We start from the raw sequence: 22331 nt of genomic DNA on the forward strand, positions 1-22331 counted from the left end.
GTGCAGCATTTGTTAAAAAAAGGCCCCGCCGAAGCGGGGCCCGTTGGTCCAGCAGGCGCGTGCTGCTTACTTCCCGCCGAACTCGTACCTGGCCTGCACGTAGACGGCGCGGCCGTAAGGGTTGTAGATGCTGCTGTTATAGGGAGCGCCGACGTTGCCGGCGTAACTGTGTGCCTGACCGTCGGGCATCTTGTTGAACACGTTGTTGACCATCATCGACAGCGTCAGGTTGTCCATCGCCTGATAGTTCACGCTCAGGTTGTAGGTGGTGTATGAGCCCCACTTGCCGGCCTGGTAGCCGGACGGATGCACGTAGTCGTAGCCCTTGCCCAGGTACGCCATGCGGTTTGGCGTCTTGCCGATGTAGTTGAAGTACAACGTGGTAGTCCACTTGTCCTTCGCCCAGCCCACCGCACCGTCGGCACGCACCTTGGCGTACTGGTCGTAGTTCCACATCGCGTACGGGTCGCGCAGCAGGTCCAGATACTCATCGCCCGGTTGCGGCTGCAGCTCGCGCTTGATCATGTTGGTGTAGTTGCTGGAGAACTGCAGCGCGCCGAAGCGGCCGATGTCCTGCACGTACTTGAAGCTGGCCGTTACCGCCTGCAGGTTCTGGCTGGCGATGTTCATCTTGGGCGTGTAGATCTGTTCCAGCTTGCCGGCGCCATCGCGGGTGATCCAGTCGTTTACGTTCTGGCAACTGGCCGAGGTGTTGTTGGTCTGGCCATTACGGCAGTAGTACTCGGCCAGCAGCAACTGGTCGGAGCTGAGCGTATTGACCTCGTTCTTGATCTTCCAGTTGTAGTAGTCCACCGACACCGACAGGTTGTTGATCGGCGCCCACACGATGCCGGCATTCCAGACGTCGGCGGTGATCGCTTCCAGCTCCGGGTTGCCTGACTGCTCGCCGAACACCGATTCATTGGCATAGGGACAACCCACCGTGTCGCTGGGGTTGAAGCCGAGCTGTCCACAGCGGAAGTAGTCGATCGAACCATTGGCGTAGTACCCACTGCGCCCCTGGAACGCGTCGGACAGGCTGGGCGCGCGGAAGGCGGTGCCGTACTTGCCACGGAACAGCAGGCTTTCGATCGGGCGGAACTCGATACCGATGCTGTAGGTCGATTTGTCTACGGTCTTGTCGGCGATCCTGAAGGCGTCGTAACGTCCGGAGGCGGTCACGGTCAGCGACTCCAGCAGCGGCATGCGCAGCTCGCTGGTCACCGCGTAGTTGCTGCGATGGCCGGCACCGGCCACCGAGGTTGTGCCCCACACGCTACCGTCCAGCAGGCGCTGGTCAGGGGTGTACGACCAGCCTTCGCTGCCGGCTTCGGCCACCACGGCCAGTCCGGCATCACCACCAGGCAGCTTGAACAGCGAACCGTTGGTGATCTGCGCGCGGCCCAGGTTCTGCCAGGTGCGGCTCTTGTTGTAGGTGAAGCCGGTGAAGGTCTGGAAATCACCGGCCGGCAGCGGCGAATAGAACGCGCTCCAATTGGGGCTGTAGATGTTGTAGCCGTCGTCGGTGATGCCCAGTACCGGGCCCAGCACGCGGTCTTCGAAGTAGCTGTCGATCTCGTTCGCCCAGCGCGCAAAGCTGCGCTCGGTCAGCTTGTACTCGCCTCGGCTGAAGCTGGCGCTGTAATCCCAGTTGCCGAAGTTGCCACGCCCTCCCAACGTGACCTGGTAGGCCTTGTTGCGATCAGTGCTCATGGTGTCACGGTAGCCGGCGGGACCGATGTCCTCCGGCGCGAACGCGCGCTGCAGGTTCATGTATTCGCCGCTGGCCTGGTCGACGAACGCACCGAAGCCGACATCACTGCCCCAGAACGCGTAGCCCGAACCGGCGTTGTACTGGACCTCCTCCAGGCTGTACAGCGCATCGGCGAACAGCTGGAAGTTGTCGTTGACATCAAAGGACATCGACGAATAGATCTGGCTGCTTTCCTTGCCGTTCTTCAGCGTCTTGTAGCCAGCGCTGAAGGGCGAGCCGCAAGATTCACCGACCGCGCGCGTGCCCAGTACGGTGGTGCCGCCGAACTGGCTGGCCACGTTGGCACAGCGGCTTGGATCCATCATCACGTAGGCGTTCTGCTGGTCCGGCAGGTAGACCAGGAAGTCGTTGGTCGGAACCTGTGGCGTGTAGCCACGGGTGTTGTTCTGCTTCGTCAGGTCGCGCTGGTAACCCCAGATCGGACTGCTCTTCTCGTACTGCACGTTGACCAGCGCATGGAAACGGTCATCGAAGGCGTTGAAGCCATGCGCGCCACTGACTCGGAAATCGTTGCCGCCACCCTCGGTGTAGGCGCCGCCGCGCACGTTCAGTACGCCGCCGTCCATGTGGTCCTTGAGGATGATGTTGACCACGCCGGCGATCGCGTCCGAGCCGTACAGCGACGATTGGCCGCCCGGCAGAATCTCGATGCGCTCGACGATGTCGATCGGGATGCCGCTGAGATTGTTGAAGGTGTCGCTGCCGTTGTAGAGAGCGGGGTAGGACAGCATCGGCCGCCCGTTGATCAGGTACTTGGTGTAGCTCGGGCTGAGGCCGAACATGCCTGAGGCTTCGGCGCCCTGGGTGAACGAAGCTGAGGTCTGGCCGCCCTGCAGACCGCCAGTGGTCAGCGAATTCTGCTGCAGTACTTCGGCCACGCTGGTGAAGCCGCGGGTCTGGATGTCCTCGGCGGTAACAGTCAGGACCGGCGTGTGGTTCTCGATCTGTGTCTGCGGGATCAGTGAGCCGGTGACGGTTACGCGTCCGAGATCGGTGGGCGTGTTTTCCTGGGCGAGCGCGATCGCGCTGCTGCCGGCCAGGATCAGGCCGCTGAGGACGGCGCGGGTGAGCGGGTGACGCGGGAAGCCATTACGAGACATGCGGTACTCCGTGTGGTCGTGAGAAACGCGTTTTCCCTTTCCTGGGAACTCATGGATGGTTCAGCAGCCTTCAAAACCAGAATGGCGGCGTCTTTCGAACGTAACACACGCTTAACCTGATTTGCGCGACTTTGTAATGTGTTGAGCTGGGGCTGGCCTTGAATAATATTTTTCTTTTAAAAAACAATTGGTTGCATTAGTTAGTGGACTTTGCCGAGTCTGGCTGAATGAATGATGAGTAAATAAATGCTGGCTGGCAGCGGAAGTCGCTGTTCCGCGCTGAATATCAATCCAAAAAAAAGGCCCCGCCGAAGCGGGGCCTGGTCCGGAATCAAACCCGGAAAACGACGGGATTACTTGCCGAAGTCGTACTTGGCCTGCACGTACACGGTGCGACCGTAGACGTTGTACAGGTAGTTGTTGAACGGCGTGCCGGAGGTGCCCTGATAGCTGTGGGCCTGCTGTTCGGGCATCTTGTTGAACACGTTGTTGACCATCAGCGACAGGGTCAGGTCATCCTGCGCACGGTAGTTCACGCTCAGGTTGTAGGTGGTGTACGAACCCCACTTGCCTGCCTTGTAGCCCGATGCGGCGTGGGTGTACTCGTAGCCGTTCAGGCCTGCCAGGTAGTTCGGGGTGTGGCCGATGTAGTTCGCGTACAGCGTGGTGGTCCACTTGTCCAGCGACCAGGCCACCGACGCGTCGGAACGGACCTTGGCGTAGCTGTCGTAGTTCCACATCGACTTCGGGTTGCCCAGCAGGTCCTGGAAGTCCTCACCCGGCTGCGCCTGCACTTCACGCTTCAGCATGTTGGTGTAATTGCCCGAGAACTGCAGCGAACCGAAGCGGCCGATGTCCTGCAGGTACTTGAAGCCGACCGTCACGGCCTGCAGGTTCTGGCGGGCCACGTTCATCTTCGGGGTGTACAGCGAGCTCAGGTTGCCGGCCGAATCGCGCACGACCCAGTCGGCCACGTTCTGACAGGTGGCCGAGGAGCCATTCGGCAGGCCGTTGCGGCAGTAGTACTCGGCCAGCAGCAGCTGGTCGGTGCTGGCCGTATCGACTTCGTTCTCGATCTTCCAGTTGTAGTAGTCGGCCGAGATCGACAGGTTCGCCATCGGTGCCCAGACGATACCCGCGTTCCAGACGTCGGCGGTGATCGGCTCCAGGTCCGGGTTGCCGGCACGCTCGGAATAGACCGAGACGCTGTCGGCGTAGCGGCAGGCGTCGGTGTTGCCCGGGGTGTAGCCCAGCTCGCCGCAACGGTAGTAGTCGGTCGAGTTGGCAGCATAGTAGCCGCTGCGACCCTGGAAGGCGTCGGGCAGGGTCGGCGCGCGGAAGGCGGTGCCGTACTTGCCGCGGAACAGCAGGCTTTCGATCGGACGGAACTCCACGCCCACGCTGTAGGTGGCCTTGTCGACGGTGTTGTCGGCGATCTTGAAGGCGTCATAGCGACCGGAAGCGGTCACCGTCAGCGACTCCAGCAGCGGCATGCGCAGTTCGCTGGTCACCGCATAGTTGCTGCGATGGCCGTTGCCGGCAACAGCCGACGAGCCCCACACGTCGCCGTCCAGCAGGCGCTGGTCGGGGCTGTAGTCCCAGCCTTCGCTGCCGCCTTCGACGACCACGGCCAGGCCCGCATCGCCACCCGGCAGCGAGAACAGCGAACCGTTGGTGACCTGCGCGCGAGCCAGGTTCTGCCAGGTGCGGCTGTGGTTGGTGGTGTAACCGGTGAAGCCAGCGAAATCTTCCGGCGAGATCGGCGAGTAGAACGCGCCCCAGTTGGTGTTGTAGATGCCGAAGCCATCCTTGGTGCCCAGCTGCGGGCCGAGCACCTTGTCGGCGAAGTAGCTGTTGATGGCATTGCCGAAGCGCTGGAACTTGCTTTCATCCAGGCGATATTCGCCGCGGGTGAAGCTCAGGCTGTAGTCCCAGTTGCCCACTGCGCCCTTGCCGCCCAGGGTGACCTGGTAGGCACGGCTCTTGTCGTTGTTCAGGATGCTCTTGTAGCCTTCGCCGCCGATGTCTTCCGGAGCAAAGGCGCGCTGCAGGTTGACCAGCTTGCCTGACGCCTGGTCGTAGAAGCCGCCCATGGTGCTCTTGGTGCCCCACCACAGGTAGTTCGAGCCCGAGGTGTACTCGGTCTTTTCCTTGCTGTACAGCACGTCGGCGAACAGCTGGAAGTTGTCGTTCACGTCGAAGGTCATCGACGAATAGAACTGGCCGCTGTCCTTGCCGTTCTTCAGGGTCTTGTAACCGGCGCCGAACACCGAGCCGCAGGACTGGCCGGTCGGGCGGTTGGCCAGCACGGTGGTGCCGCCAAACTGGCCGGCGACATTGGCGCAGTTGCCCGGGTCCATCATGTACAGCGCATTGGTCTTGGCGTCGATGACGGCGAAGTCGTTCGACGGCAGCTGTGCGGTATAGCCGTGGGTGTTGTTCTGCTTGGTCAGGTCACGCTGGTAGCCCCAGATCGGGTTGCTGCTTTCGATCTGCACGTTGACCAGCGCATTGAAGCGGTCGTCCAGCGCCGAGAAGCCGTGCGCGCCACTGATGCGGAAGCTGCTGCCACCGCCTTCGGTGGAGGTGCCGCCACGCACGGACAGGCTGCCGCCTTCCATGTGGTCCTTCAGGATGATGTTGACCACGCCGGCGATCGCGTCCGAACCGTACAGGGAGGACTGGCCGCCCGGCAGGACTTCGATGCGCTCGACGATGTCGATCGGAATGCCGCTGATGTTGTTGAACGCATCGCCGCCGTTGTACAGCGCCGGGTAGGACATCATCGGGCGGCCGTTGATCAGGTACTTGGTGTACCCCGGATTCAGGCCGAACATGCCAGCGGCTTCAGCGCCCTGGGTGAACGAGGCGGAGGTCTGGCCACCCTGGATGCCGCCGGTGGTCAGCGAAGACTGCTGCAGCACTTCGGCGACGCTGTTGAAGCCGCGCGACTGGATGGCTTCAGCGCTGATGGTCATGACCGGGGTCTGGGTCTCAACCTGGGTCTGCGGGATCAGCGAACCGGTGACGGTGATCTTGTCCAGGTTGGTGGCCTTGTCCTGGGCCATTGCCGGCGAGGCGGCGACCAGGGCGGAAATCAAGGCGACGGCGAGGGTGTTGCGACGTGCGGAATTGCGAAGGTCTTTCATGTAGTTCCGTTCAAAGAGCAAATACAAATACGGCACTGCGCATGCGCCATCGTGCGTGCAATGAAACAGCGACGCAGCCCAAAACCAGTGCTTAGCGAACGTAACATGAACTTAACAACCTGTGCACGAATCTGTAGCAATCCTGAATTTCAGTCAGCTTGTGTCCAGCTTGTATGATGCTGGGTTATTCCCCCTGACCCGCCGGTGCTAGTTGTGAACAGTTCTCCCCGCCGTCCCCATGCAAGCCAGGTCCAGAAGGGACTCACGCCGCATGCCCGCATCCGCAACGTGATCGCGGTTGGTTCGGGCAAGGGCGGCGTCGGCAAGTCGACCACCGCAGTCAATCTGGCCGTGGCGCTGCAGCAGCTCGGCGCACGCGTGGGCGTGCTTGACGCGGACATCTATGGGCCGAGCGTACCGGCCATGCTGGGCCTGTCCGGTCGTCCGGAAAGCCCTGACAACAAGAGCATCGAGCCGCTGCGCGCGTTCGGCGTGGACACCATGTCGATCGGCTACCTGATCGAAGAGGATACGCCGATGATCTGGCGTGGGCCGATGGCCACCTCGGCGATGACCCAGCTGTTCAATGACACGCTGTGGGATGACCTGGATTTCCTGCTGATCGACCTGCCGCCGGGCACCGGTGACATCCAGCTGACCCTGACCCAGAAGATTCCGCTGGCCGGTGCGGTGATCGTTACCACGCCGCAAGACATCGCCACGCTGGATGCGAAGAAGGCGCTGAAGATGTTCGAGAAGGTGGAGGTGCCGGTGCTGGGTATCGTCGAGAACATGGCGGTACATACCTGCAGCAGCTGCGGGCATGTCGAGCACCTGTTCGGCGAGGGCGGCGGCGAGCGCATGGCCGCGCAGTATGGTGTGCCGTTGCTGGGTTCGCTGCCGCTGCAGATCGGCATCCGCGAGCAGGGGGATGCTGGCACTCCGATCACCGTGGCGCAGCCCGATTCGGTGCCAGCCCAGGCCTACCGCCATGCCGCCCAGCGCCTGATCGAGGAAGTGGGCAAGCGCCCGCGTGCCTCCATTCCGATTCTCTCTTCGCTGCTGTAGGTGCCAGGGCAGGGCCGCCGGCGACGCCCGGCCCCCTGCTAGAATCCACGCGCCCCCTCGTACCCAGGACAAAGCATGAGCATCAAGAGTGACCGTTGGATCCGCCGCATGTCCGAGCAGCACGGCATGATCGAGCCGTTCGAGGCCGGGCAGGTCAAGCAGGCCAATGGCGAGCGCATCGTCAGCTACGGCACCTCCAGCTACGGGTACGACGTCCGTTGCTCGCGCGAGTTCAAGGTGTTCACCAACATCAACTCGACGATTGTCGATCCCAAGCATTTCGATTCGGGCAGCTTCGTCGACATCACGGCCGATGAGTGCATCATCCCGCCGAACAGCTTCGCCCTGGCGCGTACCGTGGAGTACTTCCGCATCCCGCGCGACACCCTGGTGGTGTGCCTGGGCAAGAGCACCTACGCGCGCTGCGGCATCATCGTCAACGTGACCCCGTTGGAACCGGAGTGGGAAGGCCACGTCACCCTGGAATTCAGCAACACCACGCCGCTGCCGGCCCGCATCTATGCCAACGAAGGCGTGGCGCAGATGCTGTTCTTCCAGGCCGCGGCCGATGACATCTGCGAGACGTCGTACCGCGATCGTGGCGGCAAGTACCAGGGCCAGACCGGCGTGACCCTGCCGCGGACCTGACCGCCCGCGTCATCGCATGACGAAAGCGCCGGGCCGTGCCCGGCGTTTTCGCATGGTCCACGCGGTGCGTTCGCCGGGCACGACCCGGCGCTACGTCATTTGCCGCGACCGAACAGCATCGCAATGCCCACGCCCACCAGTGCCACCGGCCACCAGGTCAGCAGCAGCTTGGACAGGTTCAGGTGCGTCCAGCCGAGGTTGCTGGCGAGCATGAACAGGCCGATCAGGATCAGCAGGATGGCGGCAACGAGGTTGAATCGCATCGGGTCGGGCAAGGCTCAGGAACGGGCTGGATATCCTAGCCGTTCCTTCCAGTAGGCGACATGCTGGTCCAGCGCCGCAGGCTCGTAGCGGTGCGCCGGGCCGCTGCCCCAGACCGGGCCGGGCCAGGCCGGATCGCCGTCATGGCGGCCGATCACATGGAAGTGCAGCTGGCGCACGATGTTGCCCAGCGCGCCGATATTGATCTTCTCCACGCCGTCGTGGCCCTTCAGGGCCTTGCAGGCGCGGTTGAGCTCGGTGCGCAGCTTGTCCTGCTGCTCGCCGTCCAGCTCGATCCACTCGGTCACCCCGGCCAGGCGTGGTACCAGCACCAGCCAGGGGAATCGTTCGTCGTTCATCAGCCGCACTTGCGACAACGGTCCTTCCGCCACCAGCACGCTATCGGTGGCCAGGCGTGAATCGAGTTCGAATTCGCTCATCCAAGATGCTCCGAGAAGAAGTCCAGGGTGCGTTGCAGCGCCAGGGCGGCGCTGTCTGGATCATACGCATGTCCGACCTCGCGGTTGAAGGCGTGGTCGGCCGGATAGACGAAAGTGGCCATCTGCGGCAGCTTGTCGCGGTGGGCCTGGACGGCCTCCGGCGGGATGCTCCTGTCCTGGGTGCCGAAGTGGAAGATCACCGGCGCCTTGGGTGTCTCATCGAGGAACTGGACGTTGCGTGCGCCGTAGTAGCTGACCGACGGCAGCCCGAGCCGCAGCGCCGACAGCATCGCCACCGTGCCGCCCCAGCAGTAGCCGACGGTGCCGACCTTGCCGTAGGGGGCCAGCCGGGTGGCCGCCGCGCGGACCACTTCCAGCGCCTTCTCCATGCCCAGCGCGCTGACCCTTTCCAGGCCCTGCTTCACGCCGTCGGCGTCGTAGGGCAGCGCATCCGGGTCGGCATCGGGTCCATCGACCAGGTCGAAGAACGAAGGAGCCAGCACCGCATAGCCCTCGGCGGCGAAGCGCTCGGCCACGCCGCGGATGTGCGGGTTGGCGCCAAAAATTTCCTGCACCACCACCAGCCCGCCTCGCGCGGTGCCCTCGGGGAGTGCCTGCCACGCCCGTACCGCGCCGTGGTGCGTATCCAGGGTGATCCATTCGTTCATCGCGGCTGACTCGCTTTGGAAACTGAAACCCGATTATCCGTTGCGCGTCAGTGCACGTCATGTCGGCAGTTGGGCCGGATCGGTGATCTCCAGCTGCCTGGCGTCTCCAGCTATCTGCGGGCAGGGTTGGAAACCATGGCCTAGGGTGGTTAGATGGCGGGGCACCACTGCGCTTGATCGTAGTTGGCGCCGCACGTGCGTTTTTTCGTCAAATTAACGGAGTGATTGATGAAGAGCATGATCGTGATGGCAGTAATGGGCATTTCATTGCTTGCGGTGATGGGGCCTGCCAAGGCTGCGGATCCTTATCCGAGGTGCACCGCGTGCTCCAGGGGCTGGGCCGAGTGTGTAGCAAACAACGGTGCTGATCACCCGATCTGTCAGCACAAGCAACTCGTATGCGATCAGATCTGCGCATGGGAGATCCCGGTAGTGGGCATCCCATCTGCCTTGGACGCGGGCGGGCGCGAGGCTCCGACAGGCAGGCTGGAGCTTGCTGTGGCGATGGCCAAGCGATTGTCCAGCTCCTGAGGTACAAGGGGCCGAACGACGGCCCCTTCCTCGGGGCGCGTCTCAGGGCGCGGGACGATAGCGGCGAGCCATCAGGCCAGCCCGGTATCCTCACTGGGGCGGCTGGCCGTTCAGAGCGCCGCCGCCAACCCCGGTATACTGGCGCCCTTTCAGGCCCCGGCCCCCAGGAACCCCTGCCATGCCGGCAGGGGCCCAGGCCCCCAGAGTCCCGCGATTCCATGTCCCAGCTGAACCCCAAAGTCGGCTTCGTCAGCCTTGGCTGCCCGAAGGCCCTTGTCGATTCCGAGCGCATCCTTACCCAGCTCCGCTCGGAAGGCTACGACATCGTCCCGTCCTACGATTCGGCCGACGTGGTGGTGGTCAACACCTGCGGCTTCATCGATTCGGCGGTGACCGAGTCGCTGGACGCGATCGGCGAGGCGATGAACCAGAACGGCAAGGTGATCGTCACCGGTTGCCTGGGCAAGCGCCCGGAGCAGATCCGCGAGGCCTACCCGAACGTGCTGGCGGTGTCCGGCCCGCAGGACTACCAGAGCGTGATGGAAGCGGTGCATGAAGCACTGCCGCCCAAGCACGATCCGTTCGTGGACCTGGTGCCTGACTACGGCATCAAGCTGACCCCGCGCCACTACGCTTACCTGAAGATTTCCGAAGGCTGCAACCACGCGTGCAGCTTCTGCATCATCCCGTCGATGCGCGGCAAGCTGGTCTCGCGCCCGGTGGACGAGGTGCTGCGTGAGGCCGAGCGCCTGGTGCGTGGCGGCGTGCGCGAGCTGCTGGTGGTTTCGCAGGACACCTCGGCCTACGGTGTGGACGTGAGGTACGCCGAAAAGATGTGGCGCAACAAGGCCTACCAGACCCGCCTGAAGGCGCTGTGCGAAGGCCTGTCGGAGCTGGATGCGTGGGTGCGCATGCACTACGTCTACCCGTATCCGCACGTGGACGAGGTGGTGCCGCTGATGGCCGAGAACCGCATCCTGCCGTACCTGGACATCCCGTTCCAGCATGCCAGCCCGCGCATCCTGCGCCTGATGAAGCGCCCCGGCGCAGTCGAAAAGACCCTGGAGCGCGTGCAGAACTGGCGCCGCATCGCGCCGGACATTACCGTGCGTTCCACCTTCATCGTCGGCTTCCCGGGCGAGACAGAGGCCGAGTTCGAAGAGCTGCTGTCGTTCCTGGACGAAGCGCAGCTGGATCGCGTGGGCGCGTTCGCCTATTCGCCGGTAGAGGGCGCCACCGCCAATGACCTGCCCAACGCTGTGCCGGAAGAAGTAAAGCAGGAACGCCTGGCCCGTTTCATGGAGAAGCAGGCGCAGATTTCCGCCGCGCGCCTGGAAGCCAAGATCGGGAGCGTGCAGCAGTGCCTGGTCGATGCCATCGAAGGCGATATCGCCGTGGCCCGCTCCAGGGCCGATGCGCCGGAGATCGACGGCCTGGTGCATATCCAGAACGCCGATCAGGTGCCGCTGCGGGTGGGCGAGTTCGTCGACGTGGAAATCACCGAGAGCGACGAGCACGACCTGTACGGCGATGCGCTGCCGGCCAATGCCCGCCCGGCGTTCGACCTCAAGGTACTGTGATCGCAACGGCCGCCGCCGGTGACGGCAGCGGTGTCCGGCGCTTCGTGCCGCCGCCGCGTGCGGCGGTCGATCCGCAGGTGTTCGCGCATCCGTTGTTTGCCGGATTGCAGGATTTCCGGGATCTGCTGCTCGGCCCTCGCTGGCCGTCCATCGCTGCACTTGATGCGCGCCTGCCATTGCCCGGGAAGCGCCTGGTTGAACAGGACGCCGCGCTGCTGGCCGATGGCCTGCACTACGAAGCCCGCATCGCGCAGGGGCGCATCGCCACCCGCGCAGACAACTGGCACGACCTGTTCAATGCGCTGGTCTGGGCCTCATGCCCACAGCTGAAGCGTGCGCTCAATGTGCAGCAGTGCGGGCATATCGAGGCCATGCCGCCTGGCCAGCGCAACCGCGCGCAGGCCGCGTTGACCCAGTTCGACGAAACCGGTGTGATCGTGCGCGTGCGCGATGACTCACTGCGGGCTGCCTGGGATGCACACGACTGGCCCGCGTTGTTTGACCCGGTGAACTGGCAGAGCGATGACATCGCCATCACCGCGGTATTCGGGCATGCGCTGATGGAACAGGCACTGCTGCCGGGGCGATTGCTGGTCGGCAAGTGCGTGGTGGTGCACAGCGATGCCGATGCGGCCTGCGTTGACGCGGTGGCCGTGGCCATCGCCGAGGGCAGGGCGGTGACCGATCCCTTGCAGCTGCGTCCGCTGCCGTTGGCTGGAATCCCGGGGTGGCACGAGGGACAGGATGCCGCCTTCTATCGCAATGCCGACTACTTCCGCCCGCTGCGTGCCGGCCGCGCGTACCCGCCGCCATTGCACGGGGCCATGTAGAGTCGACTGTCAGTCGACTGCTCTTCGTTCCGAGGCCGTGAACGCCTGACAGATGGCTTTGGCGAGTCATCAACCGCGATGAAGATCGCGGTGCGTTTGCCGTCCCGCTGTGGAGGTTTGTGCCGCGCTTCGCGCGGTAGTCGACTGACAGGCGACTCTACACCGTCTCGTATTCCACGCCGATCACCGCAAAGGTGAACCGCCCGCCGGGCAGCTCCACCGAAAACTCGTCATCCAGCCGCTTCTTCAGCAGCGCACGCGCCAGCGGCGAATCGATGCTGATCCAGCCCAGGCCTGCGTCGGTCTCGTCCGGGCCGACAATGCGGTAGCGGCTGGTGTCGCCACTGTCCACGTTCTCCAGCTCCACCCACGCGCCGAAGAACACCGCCAGCGGATCGGTTGGCGTAGTGTCGACCACGCGCAGTGATTCCAGCCGCTTGGTCAGGTAGCGCACGCGGCGGTCGATCTCGCCCAGCTGCTTCTTGCGGTAGGTGTACTCGGCATTTTCCGAACGGTCGCCTTCTGCGGCGGCTGCGGCCAGTGCTTTCACCACTTCGGGCCGCCGTACCCGCCACAGGTCATCCAGTTCGGCCTTCAGCCGAGCGTGGCCGGAGGCGGTGATCAGGGCAGTGCTCTTTTCTGCAGGGGGACGCCAGCGCGACATGCAATACGACTTCTTTTCCGGAGGACGAGCGGAGGGTGGGGTCAGACTCCGCTTCCGCGGGAAGGGCTCTGACCCCAGCAGCGGCGGATCAGATCAGCGCTTGCCGCCGAAGATGCCGCCCAGCAGGCCGCGCACGATCTGGTTGCCCAGCTTGGTGCCGACCGTGCGCGTGGTCTGCTTGGCCATGGTCTCGATCATGCCCTGGCGGCGCTTGGTGCCGAAAATCGCATCCTTGATCGCCTGGCCGAAACCGCCTTCCTGCGCATCGTCCTGTTCGCGGCTGCGCGCGGCTGGCGCCTGCGCCTGCTCGACGCTCTTCTGTGCGCGCTGGGCCAGCAGTTCGGCCGCCGATTCGCGGTTGATCGCGGTGTCGTAGCGACTGCCGACCGGGCTGCCGGCACGCACCTGGGCGCGCTCGGCTTCGGTGATCGGCCCCATCCGGCAGCGTGGCGGCGCGATCATCGTCTGCTGCACCGGCATCGGCACGCCCTTGTCCTGCAGCGTGGAAACCAAGGCCTCACCGGTGCCGAGCTGGCTCAGTACCTTGGCCACGTCCAGCTTCGGGTTCGGCACGAACGTCTCGGCCGCGGTCTTCACCGCTTTCTGGTCGCGCGGGGTGAACGCCCGCAGCGCGTGCTGCACGCGGTTGCCGAGCTGGCCGAGGATGTTGCCCGGCACGTCGTCGGGGAACTGCGAGCAGAAGTACACGCCCACGCCCTTGGAGCGGATCAGGCGCACCACCTGCTCGATGCGCTGCACCAGCGACGGCGGTGCGTCGTCGAACAGCAGGTGGGCCTCGTCGAAGATGAAGACCAGCTTCGGCTTGTCCAGGTCGCCCACCTCCGGCAGTTGTTCGAACAGCTCCGACAGCAGCCACAGCAGGAAGGTGGAATAGAGCTTGGGCTTGAGCACGAGCTGGTCGGCGGCGAGGATGCCGATCATGCCGCGGCCGTCGTGATTGACCCGCATGATGTCGGCCAGTTCCAGGGCCGGCTCACCGAAGAAGTTCTCGCCGCCATCCTGCGCCAGGCGCAGCACCGACCGCTGGATCGCAGCGATCGACTGCGCGCTGACCAGGCCGTACTCGGTGGAGATGTCCTTGCGCTCCTCGGCCACCAGGCCAAGCAGGGCGCGCAGATCGTCCATGTCCAGCAGCAGCAGGCCACGGTCGTCGGCCAGCTTGAACACGATGTCGAGCACGCCGGACTGGGTGTCGTTCAACTCGAGGATGCGCGCCAGCAGGGTCGGGCCCATCTCGCTGACCGTGGTGCGCACCGGATGCCCGAGCTTGCCGTACAGGTCCCAGAAAATGGTCGGGCTGGCGGCCGGTGCGTAGTCGGCCACGCCGATCTCGGCGGCGCGCTTGAGCAGGTTCTCCGCGCCGGTGCCTGGCACGGCCAGGCCGGACACGTCGCCCTTCACGTCGGCGAGGAATACGGGTACGCCCAGTCGCGAAAAGCCTTCGGCCAGGGTCATCAGGGTCACGGTCTTGCCGGTGCCGGTGGCGCCGGCCACCAGGCCGTGGCGGTTGCCGAGTTTCGGCAGCAGGGTGACGGCCACATCGTCGGTGATGCCTTTGCCGAGCAGAATCGGATCCATGGTCCAGCCCTTGTGGTGAATAGCCCAATGTTAACCGCCGGCGGTGACGGTCCGAAGGTCGGCTTGCCCGGACCTTGGCGGCGCCGCTACTCTGCCTGCCTGTTTCGCACACAGTGCCATCAATGCCCGTTCCTGTCCTGATTTCCCGCGGTTGGCCGCTGCTGGCCCTGGCCGGCCTGGTTTCCCTGGCGCCCGACGCCCATGCGCAGCGGGTCTCGGCCCGGGACAAGGCGAAGGTGGATGCGCTGCAGCAGCGCATGACCGTCGCCGAGAAGCGCTACAGCGATGCGCTGCTGCTGGTCGCCAATGCCGACCCCAAGGGCAGCAACGAGGCCGACGCGGCGCTGGAGGACATGGAAGACGTTCTCAACGACTGCGTGAAGCAGAAGGGCTGCCAGATGGGCACGCTGCTGGCCAGCTACAAGCGCCTGCTCAAGCACGACGCCGATGCGGCGGGCAGCGATGAGGTAGCCGACGAGGGCGGTGACCGGCTGGAAGCCGACCCCGACCATATCGGCCCGCTTACCGCCGACGTGCCGGAGGCGGCCCGCGCCGCTGCACTGCTCAACGACAAGCGGCACGCCTTCGACAGCATGGTCGAATACAACCCGGCCGTGCAGGCGGGCATCCGCCGCTGGCTGACCGACATGCGCCCGGCGCTGCTGACCAGCTACGAGAACTACCAGAACCTGCGTGCGGTGATGTGGCCGGAGTGGGAAAAGCGCGGCCTGCCCGAGGCGCTGCTGTTCGGCATCATGGCCAAGGAGTCCAATGGCCGCGTGCATGCCTCCTCGCGCGCCGGCGCCGCCGGCCTGATGCAGTTCATGCCGGCTACCGGCCGCCGCTTCGGCCTTGGCCCGGATGGCACCGGCTTCGACACCCGCTTCGACGCGCGCAGCGCCGCCGAGGCCAGCGCCAGCTATCTCAACGAGCGCCTGCGCGAACTGAACAACAACGTGGAAATGTCGGTGGCCGCCTACAACGGTGGTGAAGGCCGTGCCGCGCGCGTGTTCAAGCAGAGTGCGGGCCAGAGCTTCTGGACCGACAGTGTCTACAACCAGTTCCCCGGCGAGACCAAGGACTATGTGCCGATGGTGATCGCGGCGGCCTGGATCTTCCTGCACCCGCAGCAGTACGGCGTGGAATTCCCGAAGATCAGCGCGCAGCCGGCCACGCTGCGCCTGGCCAAGTCCACCACCATCTACGAACTGACCATCTGCCTGGGCAGCCACGGCACCCGCGATGGCTACATGCGCGCGCTGCGCAACCTCAACCCGCGCTATGAAGCCGACGGCTGGATTCCGGCCGGCACGCTGATCAACGCCACCACCCGCATCGCCGGCCTGTACCAGCGCAACTGCGTCAGCGGCCCGCGTGCCGACCTGGCCCGTACCCTGATCACCGCCGACCTGAACGCGGCGATCAAGCGCCCGGCCGCCGCCAGCTACACCGGCAGCGTGGCCGTGGGCGGCGTGGTGCCGGTGGCCGACGCCGCAGCCTCCACCAGCGTGCCGACCACCCCGGTCGCTCCGGTGGCCGCGCCGCGCCCGGCCGCACGGCCAAAGCCGCCGCGCAGCCACAAGGTGGGCCGGGGTGAAACCCTGGGCGCCATTGCCGCGAAGTTCCAGTGCGATGTGCCGACCCTGGCCCGCGCCAACGGCCTGAAGGCCCCGGCCTACAGCCTGCGCCAGGGCCAGACGCTGAAGCTGCAGGGCTGCGACAAGTAATTCCCACGACCGCTGGAATCTGCAATGGACCTCGAAGACACCCGCAACCTGTTCGCCAACCTCCGCGAAAACACCGACTGGGACATCAAGGGCCCGTTGCTGTGGGGGTACTTCTTCGTGCACTCCACCGCTGAGCCGCTGCAGGCGCTGGCAGAGCACCTGCAGGCGGAGGGCTATACCTTCGTGGAATTGTTCGAGCAGGAGCCGGAAGAGGGCGACGCGCCGTTCCACGTGCTGCATGTAGAGCGCGTGGAGATCCACGACGAAGCCTCGCTGGACCGCCGCAACCAGGAATTCGCAGCGCTGGCCGCGGAGAAGGGCGTGGAAGACTACGACGGCATGGACGTCGGTCCGGCCCCGGTCCTGCAGTAACGCGCGTACCGGTAGTGCCGGCCGCTGGCCGGCAATGCCCGACGCGTTGGATCAACGGAGATGCCGGCCAGCGGCCGGCACTACCGAAGCCTCAGCGCAGCTTCGCCAGCGCCTGGCCCAGCTGCACCGGGCTTTCAGCGGCCAGCTGCGGGGCGAACTCAGCCACGCCCGGCGGCAGCAGCACGATCACGGTCGAACCGTAGTTGAAGCGCGCCATCTCGGCGAAGCGCTCCAGCCTGATGCCCTGGCCGCGGTAGTCCTTGCGCGTGATGCGGTCGCCATAATGCGGAATTTCCTCGCCGCTCCACACGGTTTCGACGCCCGATACCAGCAACGCACCCACCATCACGCTGACCATCGGGCCGAAGCTGGTGTCGAAGTGGCAGACCAGGCGCTCGTTGCGGGCGAACAGGCGCGGCACGCCGTTCACTGCGGCCGGGCCGACGCTGAACAGGCGGCCCGGCACGTGCACGGTCTCGCGCAGGGTGCCGGTCCACGGCATGTGCACGCGGTGGTAGTCGCGCGGCGACAGGTACACGGTCGCGTACAGGCCGTCGTTGTACGGTTTGGCATCCTCGTCACTGCCCAGCAGTTCGGCGGCGGTGAACGATTGGCCCTTGGCCTGGAAGATGCGGCCGGCCTCGATCCTGCCGAGCTGGCTGATGCGGCCGTCGGCCGGCATCACCAGGCTGCGCGGATCGGCGTCGGCCACGCGCGCGCCCGGCTTCAGCGCGCGGGTGAAGAACTGGTTGAAGGTCGCATAGCTGCGCGGGTCCGGGTTGGCCGCTTCGTCCAGGTTCACGTTGAACTTGCGGGTGACCGTGTCGATCAGCCAGCGCGACACGCGCGGATCGTCCGAGTACGCCAGCGAACGCGCCATCGAAGACAGCAGGCGGTGGGGCAGGGCGTACGTCAGGGCGGTGGTGAGGCTCATGGGGCGGTTTTCTCGGTCAGCTTCTGCAGGTCGCGGGCGATCGCCGGCGCGTTGAACGGGGGCCGTACCAGGCCGGCAAGGCGGCCCTGCGGGTCGAGCACGGCCAGGCTGGCTGAGTGCTCGACGGTGTAATCCTCGGGGTTCTCGTCGAAGTGCTTGCCCGGCACCTTCTGGAACACGAAACCGAGCGAGGTGGCGAAGCGCTCCAGCGACGGGATATCGGCGGTGGCGGCCAGGGTGTCCTTGTGGAAGCCGTGCACGTACTCGCCGAGCCGGGTGGCGCTGTCACGATCCGGGTCGACCGAGATGAACAGCACGCGCGGGCGCAGGCTGTCGGGCAGGGCCTCCCACTGGTTCTGCGCGCCGGCCAGCTCGGCCAGGGTGGTCGGGCAGACGTCCGGGCAGAAGGTGAAGCCCAGGAACACCAGCGTCCAGTGGCCCTTCAGCTCGCCCGGTATCAGGCGGGTGCCGTCGGACTGGGCCAGGTTGAAGTCGGGCAGTTCGCGCGGCTGCGGGTACAGCGTGATCGCTTCGGTGGCCGGGGCATTGGCCGGCGGCTTCGGCGCAAACACCTGCTGGGCGGCCAGCAGGCCCAGGCCCGCCGCCAGGGCGATCAGCAGGATGATGCCGGCATTGCGATTGAACATGGGTGCCCCCGCGCGAAGTGGGCTCCATCATACCGGGTGAGGCCGGATCGTTTCCGCCGCAACGGATGCTGCCGCGGGCGCCAGCCCCTATAATCGGGGCCCACTTTGCCCGCAGTACCGCCATGACCGCTGAAACGGCCGCCGAACTCCACACGATCATCGATCTGATCCGCTACGGCACCAGCCGTTTCAACGAAGCCGGGCTGACCTTCGGTCACAGCTACGACAATGCGCTGGACGAGGCCACCCAGCTGGTGCTGCACAGCCTGCACCTGCCGCACGATCTGGGCCCGGCCTATGGCCAGGCGCGCCTGCTGCAGGCCGAAAAGCTGCGCGTGCTGGAACTGTTCCAGCGTCGAATCGATGAACGCATCCCGGCCGCCTACCTGACCGGTGAGGCCTGGTTCGCCGGCCTGAGCTTCAAGAGCGACAAGCGCGCGCTGGTGCCGCGTTCGCCGATCGCCGAACTGATCGAATGCGGCTTCGAGCCGTGGCTGGCCGGCCGCGATGTCAGCCGTGCGCTGGACCTGTGCACCGGTTCGGGTTGCATCGCCATCGCCATGGGCCACTACTACCCGAACTGGGAAGTGGATGGCGTCGACCTGAGTGACGAAGCACTGTCGCTGGCCGAGGAAAACAAGGAACGCCTGCAGGCGCACAACGTCACCCTGATCAAGTCGGACCTGTTCAACGGCCTGACCGGCCGCCACTACGACCTGATCGTCACCAACCCCCCGTACGTCACCAACGACGAGACCGACGCCCTGCCGCAGGAATACTCCTACGAGCCGGAGATGGGCCTGCGTGCCGGCGACGACGGCCTGGACCTGGTGCTGAAGATCCTGCGTGACGCGCCGCTGCACCTGAGCGAGGACGGCCTGCTGATCTGCGAAGTGGGCGAATCCGAGCAGCACCTGATCAAGCTGCTGCCGGAAGTCGATTTTTCCTGGATCGAGTTCAAGGTCGGCCAGATGGGCATCTTCGCGGTCGAATGCCGCGAGCTGATCGCCCACAGCGCACGCATCACCGAACTGGCGGCGCAGCGCCCGTGAGCTCCAATTCGTTCGGCAAGCTGTTCACCGTCACCACGTTCGGCGAGTCGCACGGGCCGGCCATCGGCTGCGTGATCGATGGCTGCCCTCCGGGGCTGGCGCTGGACGCGGCCGAATTCGCCCACGACCTGCAGCGCCGTGCCACCGGCAAGAGCCGGCACACTTCCGCGCGGCGCGAGGCCGACGAGGTCGAGATCCTCTCTGGCGTGTACGAGGGCCTGACCACCGGCACCCCGATCGCGCTGCTGATCCGCAACACCGACCAGCGCAGCAAGGACTACGCCAACATCGGCCAGCAGTTCCGGCCGGGCCATGCCGACTACAGCTACTGGCACAAGTACGGCATCCGTGACCCGCGCGGTGGCGGCCGTTCCTCGGCGCGCGAAACCACCATGCGCGTAGCCGCCGGGGTGGTCGCCAAGAAGTGGCTGGCCGAGCGCTTCGGCGTGACCGTGCGCGGCTACCTGTCGCAGCTGGGCGACATCACCCCGGCCGGTTTCGACTGGTCGGCGGTGGAAGACAATCCGTTCTTCTGGCCGCACGCCGCACAGGTGCCGGAACTGGAGGCGTACATGGATGCGCTGCGCAAGTCCGGTGATTCGGTCGGTGCGCGCGTGGACGTGGTGGCCGACAACGTGCCACCGGGCTGGGGCGAGCCGATCTACGGCAAGCTCGATGGCGAACTGGCTGCCGCGCTGATGAGCATCAACGCGGTGAAAGGCGTGGAGATCGGTGACGGTTTTGCCAGCGCTGCACAGAAGGGCACCGAACACCGTGACCTGCTGACCCCGCAGGGCTTCGTCAGCAACCACGCCGGCGGCATCCTTGGTGGCATTTCCACCGGCCAGCCGGTGGTTGCGTCGATGGTGTTGAAGCCGACCTCCAGCCTGCGCCTGCCGGGCCCGTCGCTGGACACCGCCGGCAACGTGGTCGAGGTGGTCACCACCGGTCGCCACGATCCCTGCGTCGGCATCCGCGCCACCCCGATCGCCGAGGCGATGGTGGCGATGGTGCTGATGGACCAGGCGCTGCGCCATCGCGCGCAGTGCGGCGATGTCGGCACGATCACCCCGCGCATTCCCGGGCAGATCGATGGCTGACACGCGGCCGACCGTGTGGGTGAGCCAGCCGCTGATCGACGCGGCCATCGCGCCGCTGCGCGATCGCGTGCAGCTGCGCAGCACCGATGCGGTCACCGCCTGGTCGCCCGAGCAGGTCGCCGAACAACTGGCCAGCGCCGACGGCGCGATCATCACGCTCAACGAGCGCATCGGCGCGGCCCAGGTGGCCGGCGCCGCGCAGCTGCAGGTGATCGCCAATGTCGGGGTGGGCTACAACAACCTGGATGTGGACGCGCTCAGCGCGGCCGGCATCCTGGCCAGCAACACGCCGGACGTCCTGACCGAAACCACCGCCGATCTCGGTTTCGCCCTGCTGATGGCCACCGCGCGCCGCATTACCGAGTCCGAGCGCTGGCTGCGCGAAGGGCAGTGGCAGCAGTGGTCGTTCCAGACCATGCTCGGTGCCGATATCCACGGCAGCACGTTGGGCATCCTTGGCATGGGCCGCATCGGCCAGGGCATCGCCCGTCGCGGCGCGCACGGTTTCGGCATGAAGGTGCTGTACCACAACCGTTCGCAGCTGCCGGCGGCGACCGAGGCGGAATTGGGCGCGACCTATGTGGATCTGGATGCGCTGCTGGCACAGTCCGACCACCTGCTGCTGGTGCTGCCGTACACGCCGGCCTCGCATCATCTGATCGATGCCGCCGCACTCGCGAAGATGAAGCCGTCGGCGACGCTGGTGAATATCGCCCGCGGTGGCCTGGTCGATGAGATCGCGCTGGCCGACGCGCTGGCCAACGGTCGCCTGGCTGCGGCGGGCCTGGATGTGTACGAAGGCGAGCCAACGGTACGCCCGGAACTGCTGGCGCTGCGCAACGTCGTGCTCACTCCGCACATCGGCAGCGCCTCGCTGGCCACGCGCACGGCGATGGTACAGCTGGCCGTGGATAATCTGCTTGCCGGGCTCGGCCTGGACGGCGGCCCGTCGCGCATGCCGAGCGCGATCAACGCTGATGCGGCGATGGCCGCGCGCGTGACGCTGGGCAAAAAAACCGGGAAACGATAGGGAACCTCCGCGCGCCCCGCTTGAGGAGGTTCCCCGAACCCAGCTGTCGTGCGTGTTTTTCCCCATTCCCGTTTTCGTGAGAGTTCCTCCATGAGCAATGCACAGCGCAGTTTCCACGTCGCCGTCGTCGGTGCCACCGGCGCCGTCGGCGAGACCATGTTGTCGATCCTGGCCGAGCGTGATTTCCCGGTCGGCACCCTGAGCGTTCTCGCCTCCGAGCGTTCGGCCGGCGGCGAGATCGAGTTCAACGGCCAGAAGGTCAAGGTCCAGGACCTGGCCACCTTCGATCCCACCGGCGTCGAGATCGCCCTGTTCTCGGCCGGTGGCAGCGTGTCCAAGGAATACGCACCGAAGTTCGCCGCAGCAGGCGCGGTGGTGATCGACAACTCCTCGGCCTTCCGTTACGACGATGACGTGCCGCTGGTGGTGTCCGAGGTCAACCCGGAACAGGTCGCCAACCGTCCGCGCGGCATCATCGCCAACCCGAACTGCTCGACCATGCAGATGCTGGTGGCGCTGGCACCGCTTCACCGCAAGTACGGCATCGAGCGCATCAACGTCTCCACCTACCAGTCGGTGTCCGGCGGCGGCCGCTCGGCGATGGAGGAACTGGGCAAGCAGACCGGCCAGCTGCTCAGCTTCCAGGAGATCGATCCGCAGCGTTTCCCGGTGCAGATCGCCTTCAACCTGATCCCGCACATCGATGACTTCCAGGACAACGGCTTCACCAAGGAAGAAATGAAGCTGATCTGGGAGACCCGCAAGATCCTCGGCGATGACAGCATCCTGGTGAACCCGACCGCGGTGCGCGTGCCGGTGTTCTACGGCCACTCCGAGTCGGTGGCGATCGAGACCCGAGACAAGGTCACGGTCGCCGAAGCGCGCGCGCTGCTGGAGCAGTCGCCGGGCATCGAAGTGGTGGATCGCCACGAGGCCGGTGGTTACCCGACCCCGGTCACCCACGCCTCAGGCACCGACGCGGTGTACGTCGGCCGCATCCGCGAGGACCTCTCGCACCCGCGTGGCCTGAACCTGTGGATCGTGTCGGACAACGTGCGCAAGGGCGCAGCCCTGAATGCCGTACAGCTGGCCGAGCTGGTTGCCGCCGAGCAGCGTTGATGGAGAGGCCGGGCAATGCTCGGCCTTTTCTGTAGAGC

The 22331-nt window shown here is 65.5% G+C and carries 20 protein-coding genes; 11 read left to right on the plus strand and 9 right to left on the minus strand.

What is annotated here, in order from left to right; translation table 11 throughout:
- Nucleotides 1-66: 66 nt before the first annotated feature.
- Both N5C25_RS08730 and N5C25_RS08735 read right to left on the minus strand, forming a co-directional pair.
- Entirely contained in the window at nt 67-2874 is a 2808-nt protein-coding gene (locus tag N5C25_RS08730; RefSeq protein WP_251102741.1) for a TonB-dependent receptor, read from the minus strand.
- Between the two features lie 353 nt (nt 2875-3227).
- A complete protein-coding gene (locus N5C25_RS08735; protein ID WP_019660618.1) occupies nt 3228-6023 on the minus strand; it encodes a TonB-dependent receptor in 2796 nt (931 codons plus the stop codon).
- A 213-nt stretch (nt 6024-6236) separates the two neighbouring features.
- Here N5C25_RS08735 and apbC point away from each other — a divergent pair, with 213 nt between their 5' ends.
- Both apbC and dcd read left to right on the plus strand, forming a co-directional pair.
- Entirely contained in the window at nt 6237-7091 is an 855-nt protein-coding gene (apbC, locus tag N5C25_RS08740; RefSeq protein ID WP_031270225.1) for an iron-sulfur cluster carrier protein ApbC, read from the plus strand.
- A 75-nt stretch (nt 7092-7166) separates the two neighbouring features.
- On the plus strand, nt 7167-7739 hold the full coding sequence (gene dcd, locus N5C25_RS08745; protein ID WP_005410499.1) for a dCTP deaminase: 573 nt from the start codon (nt 7167-7169) through the stop codon (nt 7737-7739).
- A 95-nt stretch (nt 7740-7834) separates the two neighbouring features.
- Here dcd and N5C25_RS08750 read toward each other — a convergent pair whose 3' ends face one another.
- Genes N5C25_RS08750 through N5C25_RS08760 form a run of 3 tightly spaced genes read right to left on the minus strand, consistent with a single transcriptional unit; the run spans nt 7835 to nt 9108 of the window.
- Entirely contained in the window at nt 7835-8002 is a 168-nt protein-coding gene (locus N5C25_RS08750; RefSeq protein WP_005410498.1) for a DUF5668 domain-containing protein, read from the minus strand.
- Nucleotides 8003-8017: 15 nt separating this feature from the next.
- Nucleotides 8018-8440, minus strand: a complete 423-nt coding sequence (locus tag N5C25_RS08755) for an HIT family protein (protein WP_019660615.1) — start codon at nt 8438-8440, stop codon at nt 8018-8020.
- Nucleotides 8437-9108: a dienelactone hydrolase family protein gene (locus tag N5C25_RS08760; RefSeq protein ID WP_021203402.1), complete on the minus strand. Its 672-nt coding sequence runs from the start codon at nt 9106-9108 to the stop codon at nt 8437-8439. The genes N5C25_RS08755 and N5C25_RS08760 overlap by 4 nt, the downstream gene beginning before the upstream one ends.
- A gap of 228 nt (nt 9109-9336) precedes the next feature.
- Between N5C25_RS08760 and N5C25_RS08765 the strand changes: the two genes are divergently transcribed.
- The 3 genes from N5C25_RS08765 (at nt 9337) to N5C25_RS08775 (ending at nt 12049) form a co-directional block, all read left to right on the plus strand.
- Nucleotides 9337-9639 (plus strand): hypothetical protein, encoded by a 303-nt coding sequence (locus N5C25_RS08765; protein ID WP_021203403.1) that lies wholly within the window; start codon nt 9337-9339, stop codon nt 9637-9639.
- Nucleotides 9640-9857: 218 nt separating this feature from the next.
- Nucleotides 9858-11219: a 30S ribosomal protein S12 methylthiotransferase RimO gene (gene rimO / locus N5C25_RS08770; RefSeq protein WP_058981094.1), complete on the plus strand. Its 1362-nt coding sequence runs from the start codon at nt 9858-9860 to the stop codon at nt 11217-11219.
- On the plus strand, nt 11216-12049 hold the full coding sequence (locus tag N5C25_RS08775; RefSeq protein ID WP_058981095.1) for a DUF3025 domain-containing protein: 834 nt from the start codon (nt 11216-11218) through the stop codon (nt 12047-12049). The genes rimO and N5C25_RS08775 overlap by 4 nt, the downstream gene beginning before the upstream one ends.
- Before the next feature lie 157 nt (nt 12050-12206).
- On the opposite strand, the gene greB is transcribed toward N5C25_RS08775, so the two are convergent.
- Both greB and N5C25_RS08785 read right to left on the minus strand, forming a co-directional pair.
- Nucleotides 12207-12713, minus strand: coding sequence for a transcription elongation factor GreB (gene greB / locus N5C25_RS08780; protein ID WP_019660611.1), 507 nt, complete (start codon nt 12711-12713; stop codon nt 12207-12209).
- Between the two features lie 93 nt (nt 12714-12806).
- Entirely contained in the window at nt 12807-14312 is a 1506-nt protein-coding gene (locus tag N5C25_RS08785; RefSeq protein ID WP_019660610.1) for a helicase HerA-like domain-containing protein, read from the minus strand.
- Nucleotides 14313-14434: 122 nt separating this feature from the next.
- Here N5C25_RS08785 and N5C25_RS08790 point away from each other — a divergent pair, with 122 nt between their 5' ends.
- On the plus strand, nt 14435-16039 hold the full coding sequence (locus tag N5C25_RS08790; RefSeq protein WP_058981100.1) for a transglycosylase SLT domain-containing protein: 1605 nt from the start codon (nt 14435-14437) through the stop codon (nt 16037-16039).
- Between the two features lie 24 nt (nt 16040-16063).
- On the plus strand, nt 16064-16411 hold the full coding sequence (locus tag N5C25_RS08795; RefSeq protein WP_019660608.1) for a ribonuclease E inhibitor RraB: 348 nt from the start codon (nt 16064-16066) through the stop codon (nt 16409-16411).
- A 91-nt stretch (nt 16412-16502) separates the two neighbouring features.
- On the opposite strand, the gene asd is transcribed toward N5C25_RS08795, so the two are convergent.
- Both asd and N5C25_RS08805 read right to left on the minus strand, forming a co-directional pair.
- The gene (gene asd / locus N5C25_RS08800) at nt 16503-17345 is read right to left on the minus strand and encodes an archaetidylserine decarboxylase (RefSeq protein WP_021203408.1); all 843 of its coding nucleotides are present in this window, start codon (nt 17343-17345) and stop codon (nt 16503-16505) included.
- Nucleotides 17342-17992, minus strand: a complete 651-nt coding sequence (locus N5C25_RS08805; RefSeq protein ID WP_010483041.1) for an SCO family protein — start codon at nt 17990-17992, stop codon at nt 17342-17344. Before N5C25_RS08805 ends, asd begins: the two co-directional genes overlap by 4 nt.
- 122 nt (nt 17993-18114) lie before the next feature.
- Between N5C25_RS08805 and prmB the strand changes: the two genes are divergently transcribed.
- From prmB to N5C25_RS08825, 4 genes are all read left to right on the plus strand, one after another.
- Nucleotides 18115-19044: a 50S ribosomal protein L3 N(5)-glutamine methyltransferase gene (prmB, locus tag N5C25_RS08810; protein ID WP_021203410.1), complete on the plus strand. Its 930-nt coding sequence runs from the start codon at nt 18115-18117 to the stop codon at nt 19042-19044.
- Nucleotides 19041-20144, plus strand: coding sequence for a chorismate synthase (gene aroC, locus N5C25_RS08815; protein ID WP_279936810.1), 1104 nt, complete (start codon nt 19041-19043; stop codon nt 20142-20144). The genes prmB and aroC overlap by 4 nt, the downstream gene beginning before the upstream one ends.
- Nucleotides 20137-21174 carry a D-glycerate dehydrogenase gene (locus N5C25_RS08820; RefSeq protein WP_279936812.1) on the plus strand — a complete coding sequence of 346 codons (1038 nt, stop codon included), beginning with the start codon at nt 20137-20139 and terminating at the stop codon, nt 21172-21174. The genes aroC and N5C25_RS08820 overlap by 8 nt, the downstream gene beginning before the upstream one ends.
- Nucleotides 21175-21264: 90 nt before the next feature.
- Nucleotides 21265-22293 carry an aspartate-semialdehyde dehydrogenase gene (locus tag N5C25_RS08825; RefSeq protein WP_019660602.1) on the plus strand — a complete coding sequence of 343 codons (1029 nt, stop codon included), beginning with the start codon at nt 21265-21267 and terminating at the stop codon, nt 22291-22293.
- Nucleotides 22294-22331 lie beyond the last annotated feature (38 nt).

Source organism: Stenotrophomonas sp. GD03958, from assembly GCF_029839005.1.
GTDB lineage: Bacteria > Pseudomonadota > Gammaproteobacteria > Xanthomonadales > Xanthomonadaceae > Stenotrophomonas > Stenotrophomonas hibiscicola.

What these genes read in the sequence shown, in the direction of transcription:
- N5C25_RS08730 (WP_251102741.1), bottom strand. Translation starts at nt 2,874, where the DNA reads ATGTCTCGTAATGGCTTCCCGCGTCACCCGCTCACCCGCGCCGTCCTC.
- N5C25_RS08735 (WP_019660618.1), bottom strand. Translation starts at nt 6,023, where the DNA reads ATGAAAGACCTTCGCAATTCCGCACGTCGCAACACCCTCGCCGTCGCC.
- dcd (WP_005410499.1), top strand. Translation starts at nt 7,167, where the DNA reads ATGAGCATCAAGAGTGACCGTTGGATCCGCCGCATGTCCGAGCAGCAC.
- N5C25_RS08750 (WP_005410498.1), bottom strand. Translation starts at nt 8,002, where the DNA reads ATGCGATTCAACCTCGTTGCCGCCATCCTGCTGATCCTGATCGGCCTG.
- N5C25_RS08755 (WP_019660615.1), bottom strand. Translation starts at nt 8,440, where the DNA reads ATGAGCGAATTCGAACTCGATTCACGCCTGGCCACCGATAGCGTGCTG.
- N5C25_RS08760 (WP_021203402.1), bottom strand. Translation starts at nt 9,108, where the DNA reads ATGAACGAATGGATCACCCTGGATACGCACCACGGCGCGGTACGGGCG.
- N5C25_RS08765 (WP_021203403.1), top strand. Translation starts at nt 9,337, where the DNA reads ATGAAGAGCATGATCGTGATGGCAGTAATGGGCATTTCATTGCTTGCG.
- rimO (WP_058981094.1), top strand. Translation starts at nt 9,858, where the DNA reads ATGTCCCAGCTGAACCCCAAAGTCGGCTTCGTCAGCCTTGGCTGCCCG.
- greB (WP_019660611.1), bottom strand. Translation starts at nt 12,713, where the DNA reads ATGTCGCGCTGGCGTCCCCCTGCAGAAAAGAGCACTGCCCTGATCACC.
- N5C25_RS08785 (WP_019660610.1), bottom strand. Translation starts at nt 14,312, where the DNA reads ATGGATCCGATTCTGCTCGGCAAAGGCATCACCGACGATGTGGCCGTC.
- N5C25_RS08790 (WP_058981100.1), top strand. Translation starts at nt 14,435, where the DNA reads ATGCCCGTTCCTGTCCTGATTTCCCGCGGTTGGCCGCTGCTGGCCCTG.
- N5C25_RS08795 (WP_019660608.1), top strand. Translation starts at nt 16,064, where the DNA reads ATGGACCTCGAAGACACCCGCAACCTGTTCGCCAACCTCCGCGAAAAC.
- asd (WP_021203408.1), bottom strand. Translation starts at nt 17,345, where the DNA reads ATGAGCCTCACCACCGCCCTGACGTACGCCCTGCCCCACCGCCTGCTG.
- N5C25_RS08805 (WP_010483041.1), bottom strand. Translation starts at nt 17,992, where the DNA reads ATGTTCAATCGCAATGCCGGCATCATCCTGCTGATCGCCCTGGCGGCG.
- prmB (WP_021203410.1), top strand. Translation starts at nt 18,115, where the DNA reads ATGACCGCTGAAACGGCCGCCGAACTCCACACGATCATCGATCTGATC.
- N5C25_RS08820 (WP_279936812.1), top strand. Translation starts at nt 20,137, where the DNA reads ATGGCTGACACGCGGCCGACCGTGTGGGTGAGCCAGCCGCTGATCGAC.
- N5C25_RS08825 (WP_019660602.1), top strand. Translation starts at nt 21,265, where the DNA reads ATGAGCAATGCACAGCGCAGTTTCCACGTCGCCGTCGTCGGTGCCACC.